Annotated in this window: 15 protein-coding genes; 3 read left to right on the top strand and 12 right to left on the bottom strand. The window is 71.7% G+C overall.

Annotation, left to right across the window (positions count from 1 at the left end; all coding sequences use genetic code 11):
- Positions 1–12: 12 nt before the first annotated feature.
- The 5 genes from ACZ6MZ_RS06510 to ACZ6MZ_RS06490 form a co-directional block, all read right to left on the bottom strand.
- A complete protein-coding gene (locus ACZ6MZ_RS06510; RefSeq protein ID WP_469350400.1) occupies positions 13–3,075 on the bottom strand; it encodes a helix-turn-helix transcriptional regulator in 3,063 nt (1,020 codons plus the stop codon).
- A gap of 52 nt (positions 3,076–3,127) precedes the next feature.
- Positions 3,128–3,310: a hypothetical protein gene (locus tag ACZ6MZ_RS06505; RefSeq protein ID WP_469350186.1), complete on the bottom strand. Its 183-nt coding sequence runs from the start codon at positions 3,308–3,310 to the stop codon at positions 3,128–3,130.
- A 204-nt stretch (positions 3,311–3,514) separates the two neighbouring features.
- Positions 3,515–4,123, bottom strand: coding sequence for a hypothetical protein (locus tag ACZ6MZ_RS06500; RefSeq protein WP_469350184.1), 609 nt, complete (start codon positions 4,121–4,123; stop codon positions 3,515–3,517).
- Between the two features lie 99 nt (positions 4,124–4,222).
- Complete coding sequence (locus ACZ6MZ_RS06495) at positions 4,223–4,780, bottom strand: GNAT family N-acetyltransferase (RefSeq protein WP_389789615.1); 558 nt, start codon at positions 4,778–4,780, stop codon at positions 4,223–4,225.
- A 138-nt stretch (positions 4,781–4,918) separates the two neighbouring features.
- Entirely contained in the window at positions 4,919–7,084 is a 2,166-nt protein-coding gene (locus tag ACZ6MZ_RS06490; RefSeq protein ID WP_469350182.1) for a phosphocholine-specific phospholipase C, read from the bottom strand.
- A gap of 186 nt (positions 7,085–7,270) precedes the next feature.
- On the opposite strand from ACZ6MZ_RS06490, the gene ACZ6MZ_RS06485 reads away from it, so the two are divergent.
- Positions 7,271–8,116: a helix-turn-helix domain-containing protein gene (locus tag ACZ6MZ_RS06485; protein ID WP_389789620.1), complete on the top strand. Its 846-nt coding sequence runs from the start codon at positions 7,271–7,273 to the stop codon at positions 8,114–8,116.
- On the opposite strand, the gene ACZ6MZ_RS06480 is transcribed toward ACZ6MZ_RS06485, so the two are convergent.
- On the bottom strand, positions 8,105–8,677 hold the full coding sequence (locus ACZ6MZ_RS06480; protein WP_384189327.1) for a TetR/AcrR family transcriptional regulator: 573 nt from the start codon (positions 8,675–8,677) through the stop codon (positions 8,105–8,107). The genes ACZ6MZ_RS06485 and ACZ6MZ_RS06480 overlap by 12 nt on opposite strands.
- Before the next feature lie 161 nt (positions 8,678–8,838).
- On the opposite strand from ACZ6MZ_RS06480, the gene ACZ6MZ_RS06475 reads away from it, so the two are divergent.
- Positions 8,839–9,726, top strand: coding sequence for an oxidoreductase (locus ACZ6MZ_RS06475; protein ID WP_469350180.1), 888 nt, complete (start codon positions 8,839–8,841; stop codon positions 9,724–9,726).
- Entirely contained in the window at positions 9,723–10,343 is a 621-nt protein-coding gene (locus tag ACZ6MZ_RS06470; RefSeq protein WP_469350178.1) for an NAD(P)-dependent oxidoreductase, read from the top strand. Before ACZ6MZ_RS06475 ends, ACZ6MZ_RS06470 begins: the two co-directional genes overlap by 4 nt.
- Here ACZ6MZ_RS06470 and ACZ6MZ_RS06465 read toward each other — a convergent pair.
- From ACZ6MZ_RS06465 to gatC, 6 genes are all read right to left on the bottom strand, one after another.
- Positions 10,334–10,804, bottom strand: coding sequence for a universal stress protein (locus ACZ6MZ_RS06465; RefSeq protein WP_469350175.1), 471 nt, complete (start codon positions 10,802–10,804; stop codon positions 10,334–10,336). The two genes, ACZ6MZ_RS06470 and ACZ6MZ_RS06465, sit on opposite strands and share 10 nt — an antisense overlap.
- A gap of 69 nt (positions 10,805–10,873) precedes the next feature.
- Positions 10,874–12,124, bottom strand: a complete 1,251-nt coding sequence (locus ACZ6MZ_RS06460) for an SLC13 family permease (RefSeq protein ID WP_469350174.1) — start codon at positions 12,122–12,124, stop codon at positions 10,874–10,876.
- Positions 12,125–12,253: 129 nt separating this feature from the next.
- Positions 12,254–13,801, bottom strand: coding sequence for an Asp-tRNA(Asn)/Glu-tRNA(Gln) amidotransferase subunit GatB (gene gatB / locus ACZ6MZ_RS06455; RefSeq protein ID WP_469350172.1), 1,548 nt, complete (start codon positions 13,799–13,801; stop codon positions 12,254–12,256).
- Complete coding sequence (locus tag ACZ6MZ_RS06450; protein WP_384189338.1) at positions 13,779–14,021, bottom strand: hypothetical protein; 243 nt, start codon at positions 14,019–14,021, stop codon at positions 13,779–13,781. The genes gatB and ACZ6MZ_RS06450 overlap by 23 nt, the downstream gene beginning before the upstream one ends.
- On the bottom strand, positions 14,018–15,511 hold the full coding sequence (gene gatA, locus ACZ6MZ_RS06445; RefSeq protein ID WP_384189340.1) for an Asp-tRNA(Asn)/Glu-tRNA(Gln) amidotransferase subunit GatA: 1,494 nt from the start codon (positions 15,509–15,511) through the stop codon (positions 14,018–14,020). The genes ACZ6MZ_RS06450 and gatA overlap by 4 nt, the downstream gene beginning before the upstream one ends.
- Before the next feature lie 5 nt (positions 15,512–15,516).
- Positions 15,517–15,813 (bottom strand): Asp-tRNA(Asn)/Glu-tRNA(Gln) amidotransferase subunit GatC, encoded by a 297-nt coding sequence (gene gatC / locus ACZ6MZ_RS06440; RefSeq protein WP_010984178.1) that lies wholly within the window; start codon positions 15,811–15,813, stop codon positions 15,517–15,519.
- Positions 15,814–15,823 lie beyond the last annotated feature (10 nt).

Here is a 15,823-nt window from a genome sequence, read left to right as displayed (position 1 = left end):
GGGGGTGGCGTCTCAGGCGCGGGATTGGCCGACGGGCTCCACCGGATCGGGAAAGAGATGGAGGCGGTGCGCCAGGGCCGCCGCCTCCGTGCGGCCCGAAACACCCAGTTTGGCCAGGATGTTGGAGACATGCACGCTCGCGGTCTTGGGCGAGATGTACAGCTCCTCGGCGATTCGGCGGTTGCTGCGGCCGGCCGCGACGAGGCGGAGCACATCCTGTTCACGCGGGGTCAGGCCGAGTGGTCTGGCGAGTGATCTGGCCGGGTCGGGATCCGGGCCGGCGGCGGTGGGGGCGCCGGACGCCGGGGAGAGGCTGATCCTGGCCCGGCCGGCGAGGAGCGCGGTCCGCTCGGCGAGGAAACGCGCGCCGAGCCGGGTGGCCTCGGAGTGGGCCTGGAGGAGCGGCCCGGCGGCTTCGGTGCGGTCGGCGTGGCAGTCCAGCAGGGCGGCCGCCCAGTGGTGGCGGACGAGCGCCAGTTCATAGGGGCGCTCGACCGCTTCGAAGGCGGCGACGGCACGCGCCCAGAGTTCCGGGGCGGGATTGCCCTGCGCGCGGGCCAGTTCCGCTTCGAGCATGAGGCCGTACGCGTGCCAGACGGGCACAAGCGTCGGCAGCCGTTTGGCGTGGGTGCGCACGGCGGCGAGGGTGGCCGCCCGTCCGGCGTCCGTCCCCGGCAGCCCGAGGCCGTCCGCTTCCATCGCCGCCGCCGCGCACAGCATCGGCAGCGCGTACCGCTGGGTGCCCGGCGGGAAACCGCGCGCGCTGATCCGCTCGAACTCGGCCCGCGCCTCGGCCGTTCGGCCCCGCTGCGCGGCGATGCCCATGGCCAGCCGGGCGGGAGACACGTAGTGCTGCGGCTGGGGGTCGTGCATGCCGAAGGAGGCGCGGGCCAGGTCGACATGGCTCTGCGCCTCGTCGAGTTCACCGCGGGCCAGGGCCAGTTCGGCGCGGCGTACGGCGATCAGGCCGCGTGCCGTGGGGGACTGGGCGAGCCCCTCCGCCTCGTCCAGGACGGTGTCGGCCTCGCTCCAGCGGCCGAGTGAGAAGAGGGACTGAGCCTGGTTGGCGCGGACCCACGCCTCCATATTGGCCAGACCGCGCTGGTGGCAGACGAGGATGCCATGGTCGGCGGCGGCCACCGCTTCCTCGGAGCGCCCCACGCTCTCCAGCGTGGACGGCAGATTGATACTGGCGCGGCCCATGATCCCGACGGCGCCCAGCTCGTCGGCGCGGTCGCGGACCTCGTACATCTCGGCGATGCCCCCTTCGGCGTCGCCCGCGTCGGCGGCGAGCCAGCCACGGGTGAGCCGGGCGTGCAGTTCGATGTGCTCGGCGCCGACCAGCCGGGCGTAGCGCACGGCGCGCTCGGCGGCGGCCAGGCTCTCCGGGCCCGGCCGGTGCACGGCGCCCCAGGAGGCGATATTGACGAGGATGTCCGCGTGGACGGCGGACGGCGGGAGCCCGCGCACCAGTTCCTCGGCGGTGGCCAGTTCCTGCCGGCCGTCGCCCCGGATGAGCTCCTGCGTCAGCCGGGAGCGCTGGGTCCAGAACCACGCGGCGCGCAGCGGATCGTTCTCCCCGTCCAGGACGCGCATGGCCTTCTTGGAGATCGCCAGGGCGCGTTCGCGGTCGCCGCCGAAGCGCGCGGCGACGGTCGCCTCCGCCATCAGATCCAGATAGCGCAGCGGGGTGGGTCCGGGGTCGCCGCCGCCCGGCGGGTAGGCCTCGGCGTCGTCCGGCGTGCGCAGCGTGCGGCGCACGTCCTCGGGGGCGTCGTCCCACAGCTCCATCGCCCGTTCGAGCAGCCGCAACTGCTCGCAGTGGGCGTACCGCCGACGGGCCTCGACGGAGGCGCGCAGGACCACGGGAAGCGCCTTCGCGGCGTCGTGCGCGTTGTACCAGTAGCCCGCCAGGCGCGTGGTGCGCTCGTCGGCCCGTACGAGCGAGGGCTCGGCCTCCAGCACCTGCGCGTAGCGGCGGTTGAGCCGGGACCGTTCGCCGGGGAGCAGATCGTCGCTGACGGCCTCGCGCACCAGGGAGTGCCGGAAGCGGTAGCCGTCCCCGTCCGCCGTGGGCAGGAGGATATTGGCGCCGACGGCGGCCCGCAGCGCCTCGATCAGATCGTCCTCCGCGAGCCGCGCGACGGCCAGCAGCAGCGGGTACTCGACGGTGGCGCCGCCCTCGGCGACGATCCTGGCGACCCGCTGGGCGTCCTCGGGCAGCGTCTCGACCCGTACGAGCAGCAGATCGCGCAGGGAGTCGCTCAGTCCGGTGCGGGAGCCGGCCTCCATGGAGCAGGCCAGCTCCTCGACGAAGAAGGCGTTGCCGTCGGACCGTTCGAAGATCTGGTCCAGCAGGGCCGGGTCCGGCTCCGCGGTGAGGATGCCGGCCAGCTGTCGCCGCACCTCGGCGCGGGTGAAGCGGGAGAGTTCGATGCGCCGGACCGATCGCAGCCGGTCCAGCTCGGCGAGGAGCGGACGCAGCGGATGGCGCCGGTGGATGTCGTCGGCGCGGTAGGTGGCGATCACGACGAGCCGGCCGCGCCGCAGCGCGCGGAAGAGATAGGCGAGGAGATGGCGGGTGGAGGCGTCCGCCCAGTGCAGATCCTCCAGGACGAGCACGACCGTACGGTCCGCCGCCAGCCGCTCCAGCAGCCGGGCGGTGAGCTCGAAGAGCCGGGCGGTGCCGTCCTCACCGAGCGCGCCCCGGTCGGACTGGCCCAGCTCGGGCAGGATCCGGGCCAGTTCGTTCTGCTGGCCCTCGGAGGCGGCGATCAGTTCGTCGGGCAACTGGCGGCGCAGGGAGCGCAGGGCGGTGGAGAAGGGCGCGAACGGCAGTCCGTCCGCGCCGATCTCCACGCATCCGCCCACCGCGACCACGGCGCTCTCCGCGCAGGCCACCGCGTGCAGTTCCTCGATGAGCCGGGTCTTGCCGACCCCGGCCTCGCCGCCGATGAGCAACGCCTGCGGCTCCCCCGCGGTCGCGCGGGAGAGCGCTTGGGTGAGCGCGGTGAGCTCGCCGGTCCTGCCGACGAACACCGGGCTGACGGACCTGGTCTCCACAGGGCCGAGCATCGCACAGCCGCCTGACAGCGCGGCATCCGTCATCGGCGCGGACGGCACGGCGTCACGCCGCGCGGACGAACCGGTCGCACGGCTGGTGTACCCGCCCCTCGCCGCCGTCCTTGGCGGCTCCGCGGGCCCGTCGGGTCTGCCGCTGGGCCCGGCGGGCCTCCCGTACGAGGCGGTGGTGGTCGGCCGCGCGGATGAGCTCGGCCGCGGTGATCTTGTGGAGTTCGTAGGCGAACATCCGGTCTCCCCTGAGGCGAAGGTGTGCTGGCGTCTTGCGATGCCTCAACCTTCGTCTCCCAGGAGGAGTCGCCACATCGGGAGAGTGCCGCATCTTTCCGGACCCTGGAGCCTTAGAAACCTTAGAAAGAAGGGCGCGGACCCGCATACGACCTAAGGCCCCGGGCGCGAAGCCTCAGGGCCTGGGTCGTGGGGAGGAGCGGGCTCAGGCGGCGACGCTCGGCAGGGCGACGAAGAGATCGAAGTACATGCCGATGGAGACCAGCAGCCCCAGGAAGCCGAGGACGGCTCCGGCCACGGCGACGGGGCGTACCCAGCTCGCGCGCTGCGGCAGGGCCAGGACGATCGCGCCGATCAGCAGCGCGAGCAGGGCCACGACGCCGTTGACCGCGGCGGTGGCGTGCCACGCGTCGCCGTACATCTCGGAGATCTGCTGGGCGGGGGTGGGGGACTGGCCGGACGTGATCTGTCCGACGAGCGTCTCGCGCTCGGCGACGACCCGGCCGGTCCAGGTTCCGGTGAGGGCGACGATGCCGAGGCAGACCGAGACGATGGCCGCCGCCGCGGCACCGAGCCCGGACGGGCGCCGCGCCAGGAGGTCGTCGTCCAGGTCGTCGTCGTCCAGGTCGTCGTCCTCGCCGTCCAGCTCGTCGGCCGCGGCGGTGTCCTCGTCGGCGGCGGGCACCGCGTCGCGCTCCTCGGCGGACCCGGCCCTGCTCTCGTCCTTGGGCTCGGCCTTGGTGAAGGTCACCTCGGGCGTGAGGGCCTCGGCCGTGTCCGGGTCGGGGGTCTGGGTCTTGGGAGTGGGATTCATACGCCGCACGCTAGGGGCACCGTCTGAGAACTTTCTGAGAACGGCGGCCGCCCGTGGACCTCCCCCGCCGCCCTCGCCACTCCCCCGCTGCTCAGCGCGCTACTCGGCGCCCGGCCGCTGCCGCCACTCGGGCGCCAGGACCGACCAGATCTCGGTGTTCTGCCGTACCCCGCGGTACGGATAGCTCTCCCGCAGCACTCCGTCCCGTGTCATGCCGAGCCGCTGGGCGACCCGCACGCTCGGAGTGTTGGCGGACGACACGTGCCACTCCACCCGGTGCATCCCGCGCTCTTCCACCGCCCAGTCGATCAGCACCCGCGCGGCGCGCGTGACCAGTCCGCGTCCCGTCACGGCCGGCTCCAGCCAGCAGCCGACCTCGCAGGTCCCGTTGGCCGCGTCGAACATCGGGAAGAGCACGCCGCCGACCAGCGTGGAGTCGAGCCAGATCCCGTAGATCCGCCCGCTGTCGGCGGCCTGCTTCTCCGCGTACGAGGTGAGCACCGCCCGCGCCGACTCGGGGTCGGTGACGAGCTGGGCGAACCGGATGTGTTCGTCGACGAGGTCCCGGGCGCGGTCCATATGGGTGAGGAACTCCTCGGCCCGCCATGGCTCCAGGGGGCGCAGTTCCGCCCCGTCACCCAGCGATATCGCGAACATCGGGCTCCCTTGTCAGGCTCATACGGTCGTCCGGTCGTGCGACCGCCGTTCCGGGATCCTCGCACGTCCGCCGCGCTGTGGTTCGTGGATATTCACCGGGAACGACCCGTCGGGAGAGCCCGCGAAGAACGCATGACGTCAACCGGAGACGCTGGCCCGCCCGTTCTCGATGTGGCCCATGAGACGACGGCGGAAGCGGACGTCCTGGCCGGCCGCGTCACCGGAGGTGGACGGCTCGGTGGTGATCTCGATGTCGTACCAGCCGTGCGCGTCGGCCGCGGAGTGCACGACGCTCCGGCTGCGGCCCGGCTTCACCGTGATCTGCCGGGTCCAGCCGTCCAGATCGGCCTCGTCGACATAGCCGAGCGGCCGCACCGTGAAGGTGACCGGCCGGTCCCCGCTGTTGCGCAGGGTGAGCTGGAGATCGCGGTCGTGGTGGTCGACGGCCGAGGAGACCTCGGCGCCCCGGCCGGCCACGGAACCGGCGAACTCGCGGCGGAAGCCGTTCGGCCCGGTGATCGTGAAGCGGTACGCGTCACCGGCCCGCCCGGTAAGGGGCACCGTCCATTGCGCCGTGCCCCTTACATCGCGGTGCTGCGGGACCTCGAACTCACCGGCGTACGGGTAGAGCGCGAAGTGCGCGCTCGCACGCCCCGTGTTGCTGAGCGTGACCCGGAAGGCCCGCCCGTCGCCGTCGAGATGACCGTACGCGTCGGTCTGGTACGGCAGCGGCCTGGCCGGCCGCGCACCCTTCTCCTGTACGGGCATCCGCTGCTCGGCCGGCGGCCGGGGCTGCCAGCGGCCGGAGAACGGCGGAATCGCCCCCGGCTGCTCCACCTCGGGCTGCGACCGGCCGCGCCGGAAGTCGAAGGCCGAGGTCAGATCGCCCGTGACGGTGCGCCGCCACGCGGTGATGTTGGGCTCGTCCACTCCGGTCCACTTCTCCAGGAAGCGGATGACCGAGGTGTGGTCGAAGACCTGCGAACAGACATGGCCGCCGACCGTCCAGGGCGAGACGACCAGCAGCGGCACCCGCATACCGAGACCGGTCGGCCGGCCCTCCCAGCGCTCGTCGGGGTCGTCGAGGGGCGGCACGGGCGGCGGCACATGGTCGAAGAAGCCGTCGTTCTCGTCGTAGTTGATCAGTACGACGGTGTGCCGCCAGACATCGGGATGCGCGCCGAGCGCGTCCAGCACCTGGTAGACGAGGGAGGCGCTGGCGACCGGCGACGAGGAGCCGGGGTGCTCGGAGTCGACCGCGGAGGGCACCAGATACGACACCTCGGGCAGCGTCCCCGCGGCCACGTCGGCCCGGAACCGTGCGGCCAGCGTGCCGCTCTCCACCCGCCGCAGCCCACGGTCGAACAGCGACCGCTCGCGCTCGGTCAGCGCGGCGACGCCCTCCTCCAGCGCGGTGAGCAGCCGCTCCCGCACCGCTTCGTCGTCGGTGTCGCGCACGGCGGCGTAGAAGGCCTCCATGTAGGTGAAGCCGGCGGCCCCGGGCTGTCCCGGCAGGGCGCGGGCCGCGGTGAGCGCCTTGCGGGCGACGTCCTTGAAGGTGGTGAAGAACTCGATGTTGTTGTCGGTGAAGTTCTCCCACTCCGTGTACGTCTGCCAGCTCCGGCCGGCCTTCTCCAGCCGCTCGGCGTAGGTCGGCCACGGATATCCGGGGTGGGTGTCCTCCTCGTACGCGTCATTGCCCACGGCCCGTCGGCCGTCGGCCTCGAATCCGGTCCAGCCGCTCCACAGATGGTTGCGATTCGGACTCGTCGACGTATGGACGGAGGAGTGGTACGCGTCGCAGACCGTGAACGTGTCCGCCAGCTCGTAGTGCAGCGGGATGTCACGCCGGTCGTAGTACGCCATGGTGGCGGCGCTCTTGGCGGAGACCCAGTGATCCATCCACCCGTTGTTCCAGGCGGCGGCCCCGCCGTCCCAGGAGTGGTCGAGGGCTCCGATGTACTGCAGATCCCTCCGCTGCGTCTCCGCGGCGTCCCGTACGGGGAACGGCAGGACGGTGCCGAGCGGCCCCGGCTGCTCGAAGACGGGCTTCCCTGAGGGAAGCTCGACGGCGTTGCGGTCGCCGAATCCACGTACCCCGCGCAGGGTTCCGAAGTAGTGGTCGAACGAGCGGTTCTCCTGCATCAGGATGACCACGTGCTTGATCGCCCGCATCCCGCCGGCCGCCGGCTCGGCGGCCAGCGCGGCCCGCAGGGACGGCGGCAGCACCGACCCGGCCGCCGCAGCGCCCAGGGCGCCCGACCCGAGGGCGAGCATTCTTCTGCGCGATATCTCCAGTGACATGCCCGGCCTTCCCATAGGTGGTCCGGCCGGGACGCTAGTGAGACCGGATGGCAGACGTAAGGCCCGGGGACGACGCCGAAGTGAACGTCCCTCTGCCCGGAGGTCGACCGGATTCGCCGTTCCGCCCACCACTGTCACCGTGCGTCACTACAGTGGAACTCCACGTCAGTCAGGAAGTGAGGCGCCATGCACCCGGCGAAGAAGCCCAAGAGGGTCACCTCCTGGCAGGTGATCGGCGCGCGGCTCGCGGATTTCCGCGGCGCCGCCCGGATGACCCTGGCCGCGCTGGCGGAGTCGGTCTCGCTGCGGGCCGAGACCCTCCACGCGATCGAGCAGGGCAGGAGACTGCTCAAGCCACAGCTCGCCGAGAGACTCGACGAACTGCTCGGCACGAAGGGCGCGTTGGCCGTCGCGGTCGCCGAGGTGCCCGCACACGAGCGGCTGCCCGCGTTCGTCATGGACTACGCGGAGCACGAGGAGCGGGCGCTCTCGCTGCTCTCGTACGAGGCGCAGATGGTGCCGGCGCTGCTGCAGACCGCGGCGTACACCCGTGTGGTCCTCTCCGCCGTCTATCCGCCGGTCAGCGACGAGATGGCGGAGAAATGGGTCTCGGCGCGACAGGACCGGCAGCGGATTCTGCGCCGGACGCCCCGGCCTCCCGCGGCCAACTTCGTCATCGAGGAATCCACCCTGCAACGGCCGATCGGCGGGCCCGAGGTCATGCGGGAACAGCTCCGGCATCTGCGCCGCTGCGCCGAACTCCCCTCCGTGGGGCTTCAGATCATGCCGACGGACTGTGGCATCCATGCCGGGCTCGACGGCCCGATGATGCTGCTGGAGACCCCGGCGCACGACCAGCTCGCCTATATCGAGACCCAGATCACCAATTTCCTGGTCAGTGATCCTGATGCCGTCAGCGTCTACCAGCAGAAATACGGGATGCTGCGCTCCCAGGCCCTCAGCCCGGCGCAGAGCACGCGCCTGCTGGACGATCTGCTCAGCGACGGTACGGGACAGCCCTTAGGGGAATGACGGACGGGTGAGCCGCCCCACCACCACCACGACCGCATGCCGTCGGGTCGCGATCTCGGAGGCGGCGGTGGCGGCGGTCACCGGCTCGGGGCTGCCGTCGCTCCATGTGGTGGAGAGCCCGACGAGCAGGGCCAGCAGCAGGTGCGGGGGCAGTCCCGCGTCGACCTTGCCCTCCGCCTGGGCCGCGGCGAGGGCCTTGAGCTTCGCGGCGTTGGCCTTCTCGGCGACCGGCAGCACCTCGCCCGGCCGCTCCAGACTGTGCCAGCGGGCCAGTCGCATCAGATGCGGGTGCGCGACGTAGAAGTCGAAGAGCGCGCCCGCGTACCCGGGCAGATCGTCCGCGTTGAAGGGCGCGGCGTCGAGGACCTCCTCGACGGCGGTCTCGTACACCGTGTTGAAGAGCTGCTCCTTGTTCCCGAAGTGCACGTAGATCAGGTTCTTGTTGTAGCCGGCGGTCGCGGCGATGCGGTCGACGCGCGCGCCCGCGATGCCGTACGCGGCGAACTCTTCGGTCGCCGCACGCAGCAGGCTGGTCTTGGTGGTTCGGGAGTCTCTGGCCACGCACTCATGGTAGTCAGCGCGCGAGGGCCTGATCAGCCGAACATCGGCCGATAATTGACTAACCGGTTATTCCTTGCCCGTTCGCCCTTGCATTCCGCGTACAGCCGGTCCTACAGTTGAAGTAACTGGATAGTCAGTTACTTATTCGAAGGGACTCCATCATGTCGCAGGTCTGGTTCATCACCGGCAGCTCGCGCGGCCTGGGCCGCGCCATCGCCGAGGCGGCCCTCGCCGCCGGCCACCGGGTCGTGGCCACGGCGCGCAAGCCCGACCAGCTGGACGACCTTGCCCGTACGTACGGCGAGCGGCTGCGCGCCGTCCCGCTCGACGTGACCGACGCCGACGCCGCACGCGCGGCCGTCCGGGGCGCGGTCGAGGCCTTCGGCCGGCTGGACGTCGTCGTCAACAACGCCGGTTACGGCGACATCGCCGCCATCGAGGACGTCACGGACGCAGACTTCCGCGCCCAGATCGACACCAACTTCTACGGCGTCTACCACGTCACCAAGGCCGCCGTCCCGATCCTCCGCGAGCAGGGGTCCGGCCACATCATCCAGATCTCGTCCAGCGGCGGCCGTATGTCGACGCCCGGTCTCGGCGCCTACCAGAGCGCCAAGTGGGCAGTCGCCGGCTTCTCCGAAGTCCTGTCCCGCGAGCTCGCTCCGCTCGGTGTGCGGGTCACGGTCATCGAACCGGGCGGTCTGCGCACCGACTGGGCCGGGGCGTCCATGACGATCCCGCCGATCAGCGAGCCGTACCGGCAGACCGTCGGCGCGATGGCCGAGATGGTACGGGGCGGAAACGGCCGGCAGACCGGCGATCCGGCGAAGGCCGCACAGGTCATCCTGGGCCTGCCCGCGCTGGACGAGCCTCCGGTGCATCTGCTGCTCGGCAGCGACGCCTACCGGTACGTGACGGATTCCGACCGCGCCCGCACCGCGTCCGACACCACGTGGCGCACGCTGACCGAGTCCATCGACTACGACGCCGAGACGGCCACGTCACAGCACTTCGCGCCGCTGCCCGGATCCGGAGCGAACGAGGCGTGAACGTCACCGTCTTCGGCGCCACCGGCCGTACCGGACAGGCGTTCCTCACCTCCGCCGCCCGCGCCGGGCACCGCACCACCGCGCAGGTGCGGGATCCGGCCCGGCTGGGGGACGCGCCCACCGACCGGGTGGTCAGCGGCTCCGCCTTCGACGAGAGCGCCATCGCCGAGGCGCTGGCCGGCGCGGACGCGGCCGTCGTCGCCTTCGGGCTCAAGGGCAACCGCAGCACCCCGCTGTACTCACGCGGCACCGCCCTGATCGTGGACGCGATGCGGAAGCAGGACGTACCACGGCTGATCGTCGTCTCCGAGGCGGCGTACGGCCCCTACGCCGGCGACGCGGTGGCGGCCCGCGCCCTGTCCGCCGTCTACCGCGCGACCGCCCGGCCGCTGATCCGCGAACGCGAGGCCCAGGACGCGGTGGTCGCGGCGAGCGGCCTGGAGTGGACCGTCGTACGGCCGGGAGTGCTGGTCAAGGGGACCGCCCGGGGCAACCGTCCGCGTTCCTTCGCGCCGCGTCGCGGTCTCCCGCCCCGCACCACCTTCGCGGACCTCGCCGCGCTGATCACCGGTGCGCTGGACGACCCGGCCACGTACGGCCAGGACCTCTACCCCTGAGCCTCGCCGTACGGCCACACCAGCAGGACGGGGCACTCCGCGTGGTCGACCACGAAGCGGGCCGCCCGGCCGAGGCTGTGCGGGCCCGGCCGGTCGCGGTCGCCGTCGCGCGCGCAGATCAGCAGAGCGGCGCCGGCCGCCGCGCGTACGACCTCGTGCTCCACCCGGCCGTGGTGGTCGAGGAGTTCGCAGGGGCGGCCGAGCCGGTGCGCGGCCGCTTCCAGGAGGTCGGCGGCCACCGTGCCCGACAGCGCTTCGAGGCGGACGCCGGGATCCCGGTCGGGCCGGTGGCCACGGCCGAGGAGCCCCGCGTAGGCGTGGTGCGCGGCGGCGGCGACCTCGTCGTCACTGACATGGAGCAGTACCACGTCGTCGTGCGGGGCGCGTTCGCGTGCCGCGTCGACACAGGCGGGCCAGCTGGATTCGGTGATCCAGACGAGGACGGTCGTCGGTGTGGTCACGGGGTCGGCCTCCGATCGCTGATGCGCGTATGCCCCAGAAGGATGGCACCACTCCCAGCTGACACACGGTCAGAACACCCGCAGCGCGCCCCAGAGCGCGACCGTCGAGGCGACGAGCGTGGCGGGCACCGTGAGCAGGCCGAGCCGGGTGAAGTGGCCCAACTGGGGCTCGGTGTCGTGCTCATGGAGGATGCGCCGCCACAGCAGGGTGGCGAGCGAGCCGACATAGGTCAGATTCGGCCCCAGGTTGACGCCGATCAGCGCGGCGAGCAGCGGGCCGGGCCCGGCGGGCGCGAGGAGCGGCAGCAGGGCCAGGATCGCCGGGAGGTTGTTGATCGCGTTGGCCAGTACGGCCGCGATCACGGCGACGGCCAGCAGCGCGGGCAGCGAGGAGCCGGCCGGCAGCAGCCGGTTGACACCGGTGTCCAGACCGTTGTCGACGACCGCCTTGACGACGACACCGAGCGCGAGGACGAACAGACAGAACAGCGGTGACGCGGCGCGGACCAGCCCCGTCACGGTCGTCCGCTCGCGCCGCAGGGCGCGGGCGGCGAGGACGACGGCGCCGGCGACAGCCGCCCACAGCGGTTCGATCCCGGCGAACGAGGTGACCACGAACCCGGCCAGGGTCAGACCCAGCACGACCAGCGTGAACACCGGCAGCTCGCGCCGCTCGTCCGTCTTCGGGGGGTGCGCCCCGGCGGCCAGGTCGGCGGCGAACCAGCGGCGGAAGATCACGTACTCGACGGCGATGGCGGCCAGCCACGGCAGCGCCATCAGCGCGGCGAACCGGGTGAAGGTCAGACCGCTGGCGGTGAAGGCCAGCAGATTGGTGAGGTTGGAGACCGGCAGCAGCAGGGACGCGGAGTTGGCGAGGTGCGTACAGGCGTAGACATGCGGCCGGGGGCGGGCCCCGACGCGGGCGGCGGTCGCGAACACCACCGGGGTGAGCAGGACGACGGTCGCGTCCAGGCTGAGTACGGCGGTGATGACGGCGGCGACGGCGAACACGCCGCCGAGCAGCGTACGGGGCCGGCCGCCGCAGGCCCGCGCCACCAGATCGCCCGCGGCGGCGAACAGCCCGTCCTCGTCGCAGAGCTGTGCCAGCACCAGGACCGCCGCGAGGAAGACGACCACCGGCAGCAGGGTGCGCGTCTGGTCCCAGGCCTCGTGGGGCGAGACGGCGCCGAGCACGACGACCAGCAGCGCCGCGGGCACGGCGGCGGCCGCCTCGGGCAGGCCGCGGGGGCGTACGACGGCGAACGCGAGCACAGCCAGCAGCAGGCCGACGGAGACGATCTCGGCGGCGATGGTGTTCACAGGAGTCCCGGCCTCGCGAAGACGGTGCGGCCCCGGCGCGGCCCGCTGGTCCCACCGGTGGTCCGGGGGACGTCCGGGGGCGGCGCACCAGCCGGTGCGCCGCCCCCGTCACGTACGTACGAGCCGAGGTCAGCCCTCGGCGCCCAGCTTCTCCAGGATCAGTTCCCGCACCCGGGCCGCGTCGGCCTGGCCGCGGGTCGCCTTCATGACCGCGCCGACCAGCGCGCCCGCGGCGGCGACCTTGCCGGCGCGGATCTTGTCGGCGATGGCCGCGTTGCCCGCGATGGCCTCGTCCACGGCGGCGCCGAGCGCGCCGTCGTCGGAGACGACCTTGAGACCGCGCTTCTCGACGACGGTGTCCGGGTCGCCCTCGCCCGCGAGCACGCCTTCGATGACCTGACGGGCCAGCTTGTCGTTCAGATCGCCGGACGCGACGAGCGCGGCGACCCGGGCGACCTGCTCCGGGGTGATGGGCAGCTCGTCCAGCGCGCGTCCGGACTCGTTGGCGTTACGGGCCAGCTCGCCCATCCACCACTTGCGCGCCTGGTCGGCCGGGGCGCCCGCGCCGATCGTGGCGACGATCGGCTCGATCGCGCCCGCGTTCAGGATCGACTGCATGTCGTGCTCGGAGACGCCCCAGTCCTCGCGGAGCCGGTTGCGCCGCACGCGCGGCAGCTCGGGCAGCCCGGAGCGCAGCTCCTCGACCCACTCACGGGACGGGGCGACCGGCACGAGGTCGGGCTCCGGGAAGTACCGGTAGTCCTCGGCCTCCTCCTTCACCCGGCCCGACGTGGTGGAGCCGTCCTCCTCGTGGAAGTGACGGGTCTCCTGGATGATCGTGCCGCCCGAGTTCAGCACCGCGGCGTGGCGCTGGATCTCGTAGCGGGCGGCGCGCTCGACGCTGCGCAGCGAGTTGACGTTCTTCGTCTCGGAGCGCGTACCGAACTTCTCCCGGCCGTGCGGGCGCAGCGAGAGGTTCACGTCGCAGCGCATCTGGCCCATCTCCATGCGGGCCTCGGAGACGCCGAGCGCCTTGATCAGCTCGCGCAGCTCGGCGACGTACGCCTTGGCGACCTCGGGAGCCCGTTCACCGGCGCCCTCGATGGGCTTGGTGACGATCTCGATGAGCGGGATACCGGCACGGTTGTAGTCGAGCAGGGAGTGGGACGCGCCGTGGATACGGCCGGTGGCGCCGCCGACGTGCGTCGACTTGCCGGTGTCCTCCTCCATGTGGGCGCGCTCGATCTGCACGCGGAAGATCTCGCCGTCCTCCAGCTGGACGTCCAGATAGCCGTTGAAGGCGATCGGCTCGTCGTACTGGGAGGTCTGGAAGTTCTTCGGCATGTCCGGGTAGAAGTAGTTCTTCCGGGCGAAGCGGCACCACTCGGCGATCTCGCAGTTGAGCGCGAGGCCGATCTTTATGGCCGACTCGATGCCGATCGCGTTGACGACCGGGAGCGATCCCGGCATGCCCAGACAGGTGGGGCAGGTCTGCGAGTTGGGCGCGGCGCCCAGCTCGGTCGAGCAGCCGCAGAACATCTTGGTCCTGGTGCCGAGCTCGACATGGACCTCCAGGCCCATGACGGGGTCGTATGTCCCGAGGGCGTCCTCGTACGACACGAGTTCAGTGACGGTCACGGTGAAACTTTCCCTCTCAGCCCAGCAGGACGTCGTCATCGCCCAGGCGCTTCAGCTCACGCAGGAGCAGAGCGACACCGGTGGCGATGGCGGCGGCGGAGACGACGGCGTCGATGAGGCGGAGCGTGTCGTTGTCATTGCGGGCCGTCCTGGCCTGCTTGATGACGCTGATCGCGCCGAATGCGGTGGTCCCGATCGACAGGTACGTGCCGGCCTTGGACTTCTTGAAGCCCTTGGCCTTGCTCATTGCACTACTCATAGTGACGGTGCCTCCTCCAGCAGCGGGTGCCCCCACTTTTCCACGAAGGCCGCCTCGACCGCGGCACCGACCTTGTACAGCCGGTCGTCCTTCATGGCGGGGGCGATGATCTGCAGGCCGACCGGCAGGCCGTCCTCCGGCGAGAGGCCGCAGGGCAGCGACATGGCGGCGTTGCCGGCCAGGTTGGTCGGGATGGTGCACAGGTCGGCGAGGTACATCGCCATCGGGTCGTCGGCGCGCTCGCCGATCGGGAAGGCGGTGGTCGGGGTCGTCGGGGAGACGATCACGTCGACCTGCTCGAAGGCCTTGTCGAAGTCCCGGGTGATGAGGGTGCGGACCTTCTGCGCCGAGCCGTAGTACGCGTCGTAGTAGCCGGAGCTGAGCGCGTACGTGCCGAGCATGATGCGGCGCTTGACCTCGTCGCCGAAGCCCGCCTCGCGGGTCAGGGCGGTGACGTCCTCGGCGGACCTGGTGCCGTCGTCGCCGACCCGCAGGCCGTAGCGCATGGCGTCGAAACGGGCGAGGTTCGAGGAGCACTCGGACGGCGCGATCAGGTAGTACGCGGCAAGGGCGAGGTCGAAGGACGGGCAGTCCAGCTCGACGATCTCGGCGCCGAGCTCCTTGAGCAGCTCCACCGACTCGTCGAAGCGCTGGACGACCCCGGCCTGGTAGCCCTCGCCGCGGAACTGCTTGACGACGCCGACGCGCATGCCGTCGACCGAGCCGTTGCGCGCGGCCTCGACGACCGGCGGGACGGGGGCGTCGATGGACGTCGAGTCGAGCGGGTCGTGCCCGGCGATCACCTCGTGCAGCAGGGCCGCGTCCAGGACCGTACGGGCGCAGGGGCCGCCCTGGTCGAGAGAGGAGGAGAAGGCGACCATGCCGTACCGGGAGACCGCGCCATACGTCGGCTTCACGCCGACCGTGCCGGTGACGGACGCGGGCTGGCGGATGGAACCGCCGGTGTCCGTGCCGATGGCGAGGGGCGCCTGGTACGAGGCGAGGGAGGCGGACGAGCCGCCGCCGGAGCCGCCGGGGATCCTGGTCAGGTCCCACGGGTTGCCGGTGTGGCCGTAGGCGCTGTTCTCCGTGGAGGACCCCATGGCGAACTCGTCCATGTTGGTCTTGCCGAGGATGATGACGCCGGCGGCCTTGAGCCGCTTGGTGACGGTCGCGTCGTAGGGCGGGATCCAGCCTTCGAGGATCTTGGAGCCGACGGTGGTCGGGATGCCCTCGGTGGTGAAGATGTCCTTGAGCGCGAGCGGGACGCCGGCCAGCGGTCCGAGCTTCTCGCCCGCCGCACGCTTCTCGTCCACGGCGCGGGCCTGGGCCAGTGCGCCGTCGCGGTCGACGTGCAGGAAGGCGTGGACCTTCTCGTCGACGGCCTCGATCCTGGCGAGATGGGCCTCGGTGACCTCGACGGCCGTGAGTTCGCCGGAGGCGACCTTCGCGGCGATCTCGGCGGCGGTGAGCCTGATGATGTCCGTCATGACTGTTAGTCCTCCCCCAGGATCTGCGGCACCTTGAAACGCTGCTGCTCCTGGGCAGGGGCGCCGGAGAGCGCCTGCTCGGGGGTGAGCGACGGACGGACCTCGTCCGCGCGCATGACATTCGTCAGCGGCAGCGGGTGGGAGGTCGGCGGTACGTCTTGGTCGGCTACCTCGGATACGCGGGCGACCGCGCCGATGATGTCGTCGAGCTGTCCGGCGAAGTGATCGAGCTCTTCGGCCTTCAGCTCCAGACGTGCCAGCCGGGCGAGGTGGGCGACCTCCTCGCGCGTGATGCCAGGCATGCAGCGATCC

It is taken from the genome of Streptomyces sp. NPDC042201, assembly GCF_055582185.1.
The sequence above is the reverse complement of the archived record's forward strand: the minus strand, read 5'-3'. Positions and strand labels throughout refer to the sequence as shown.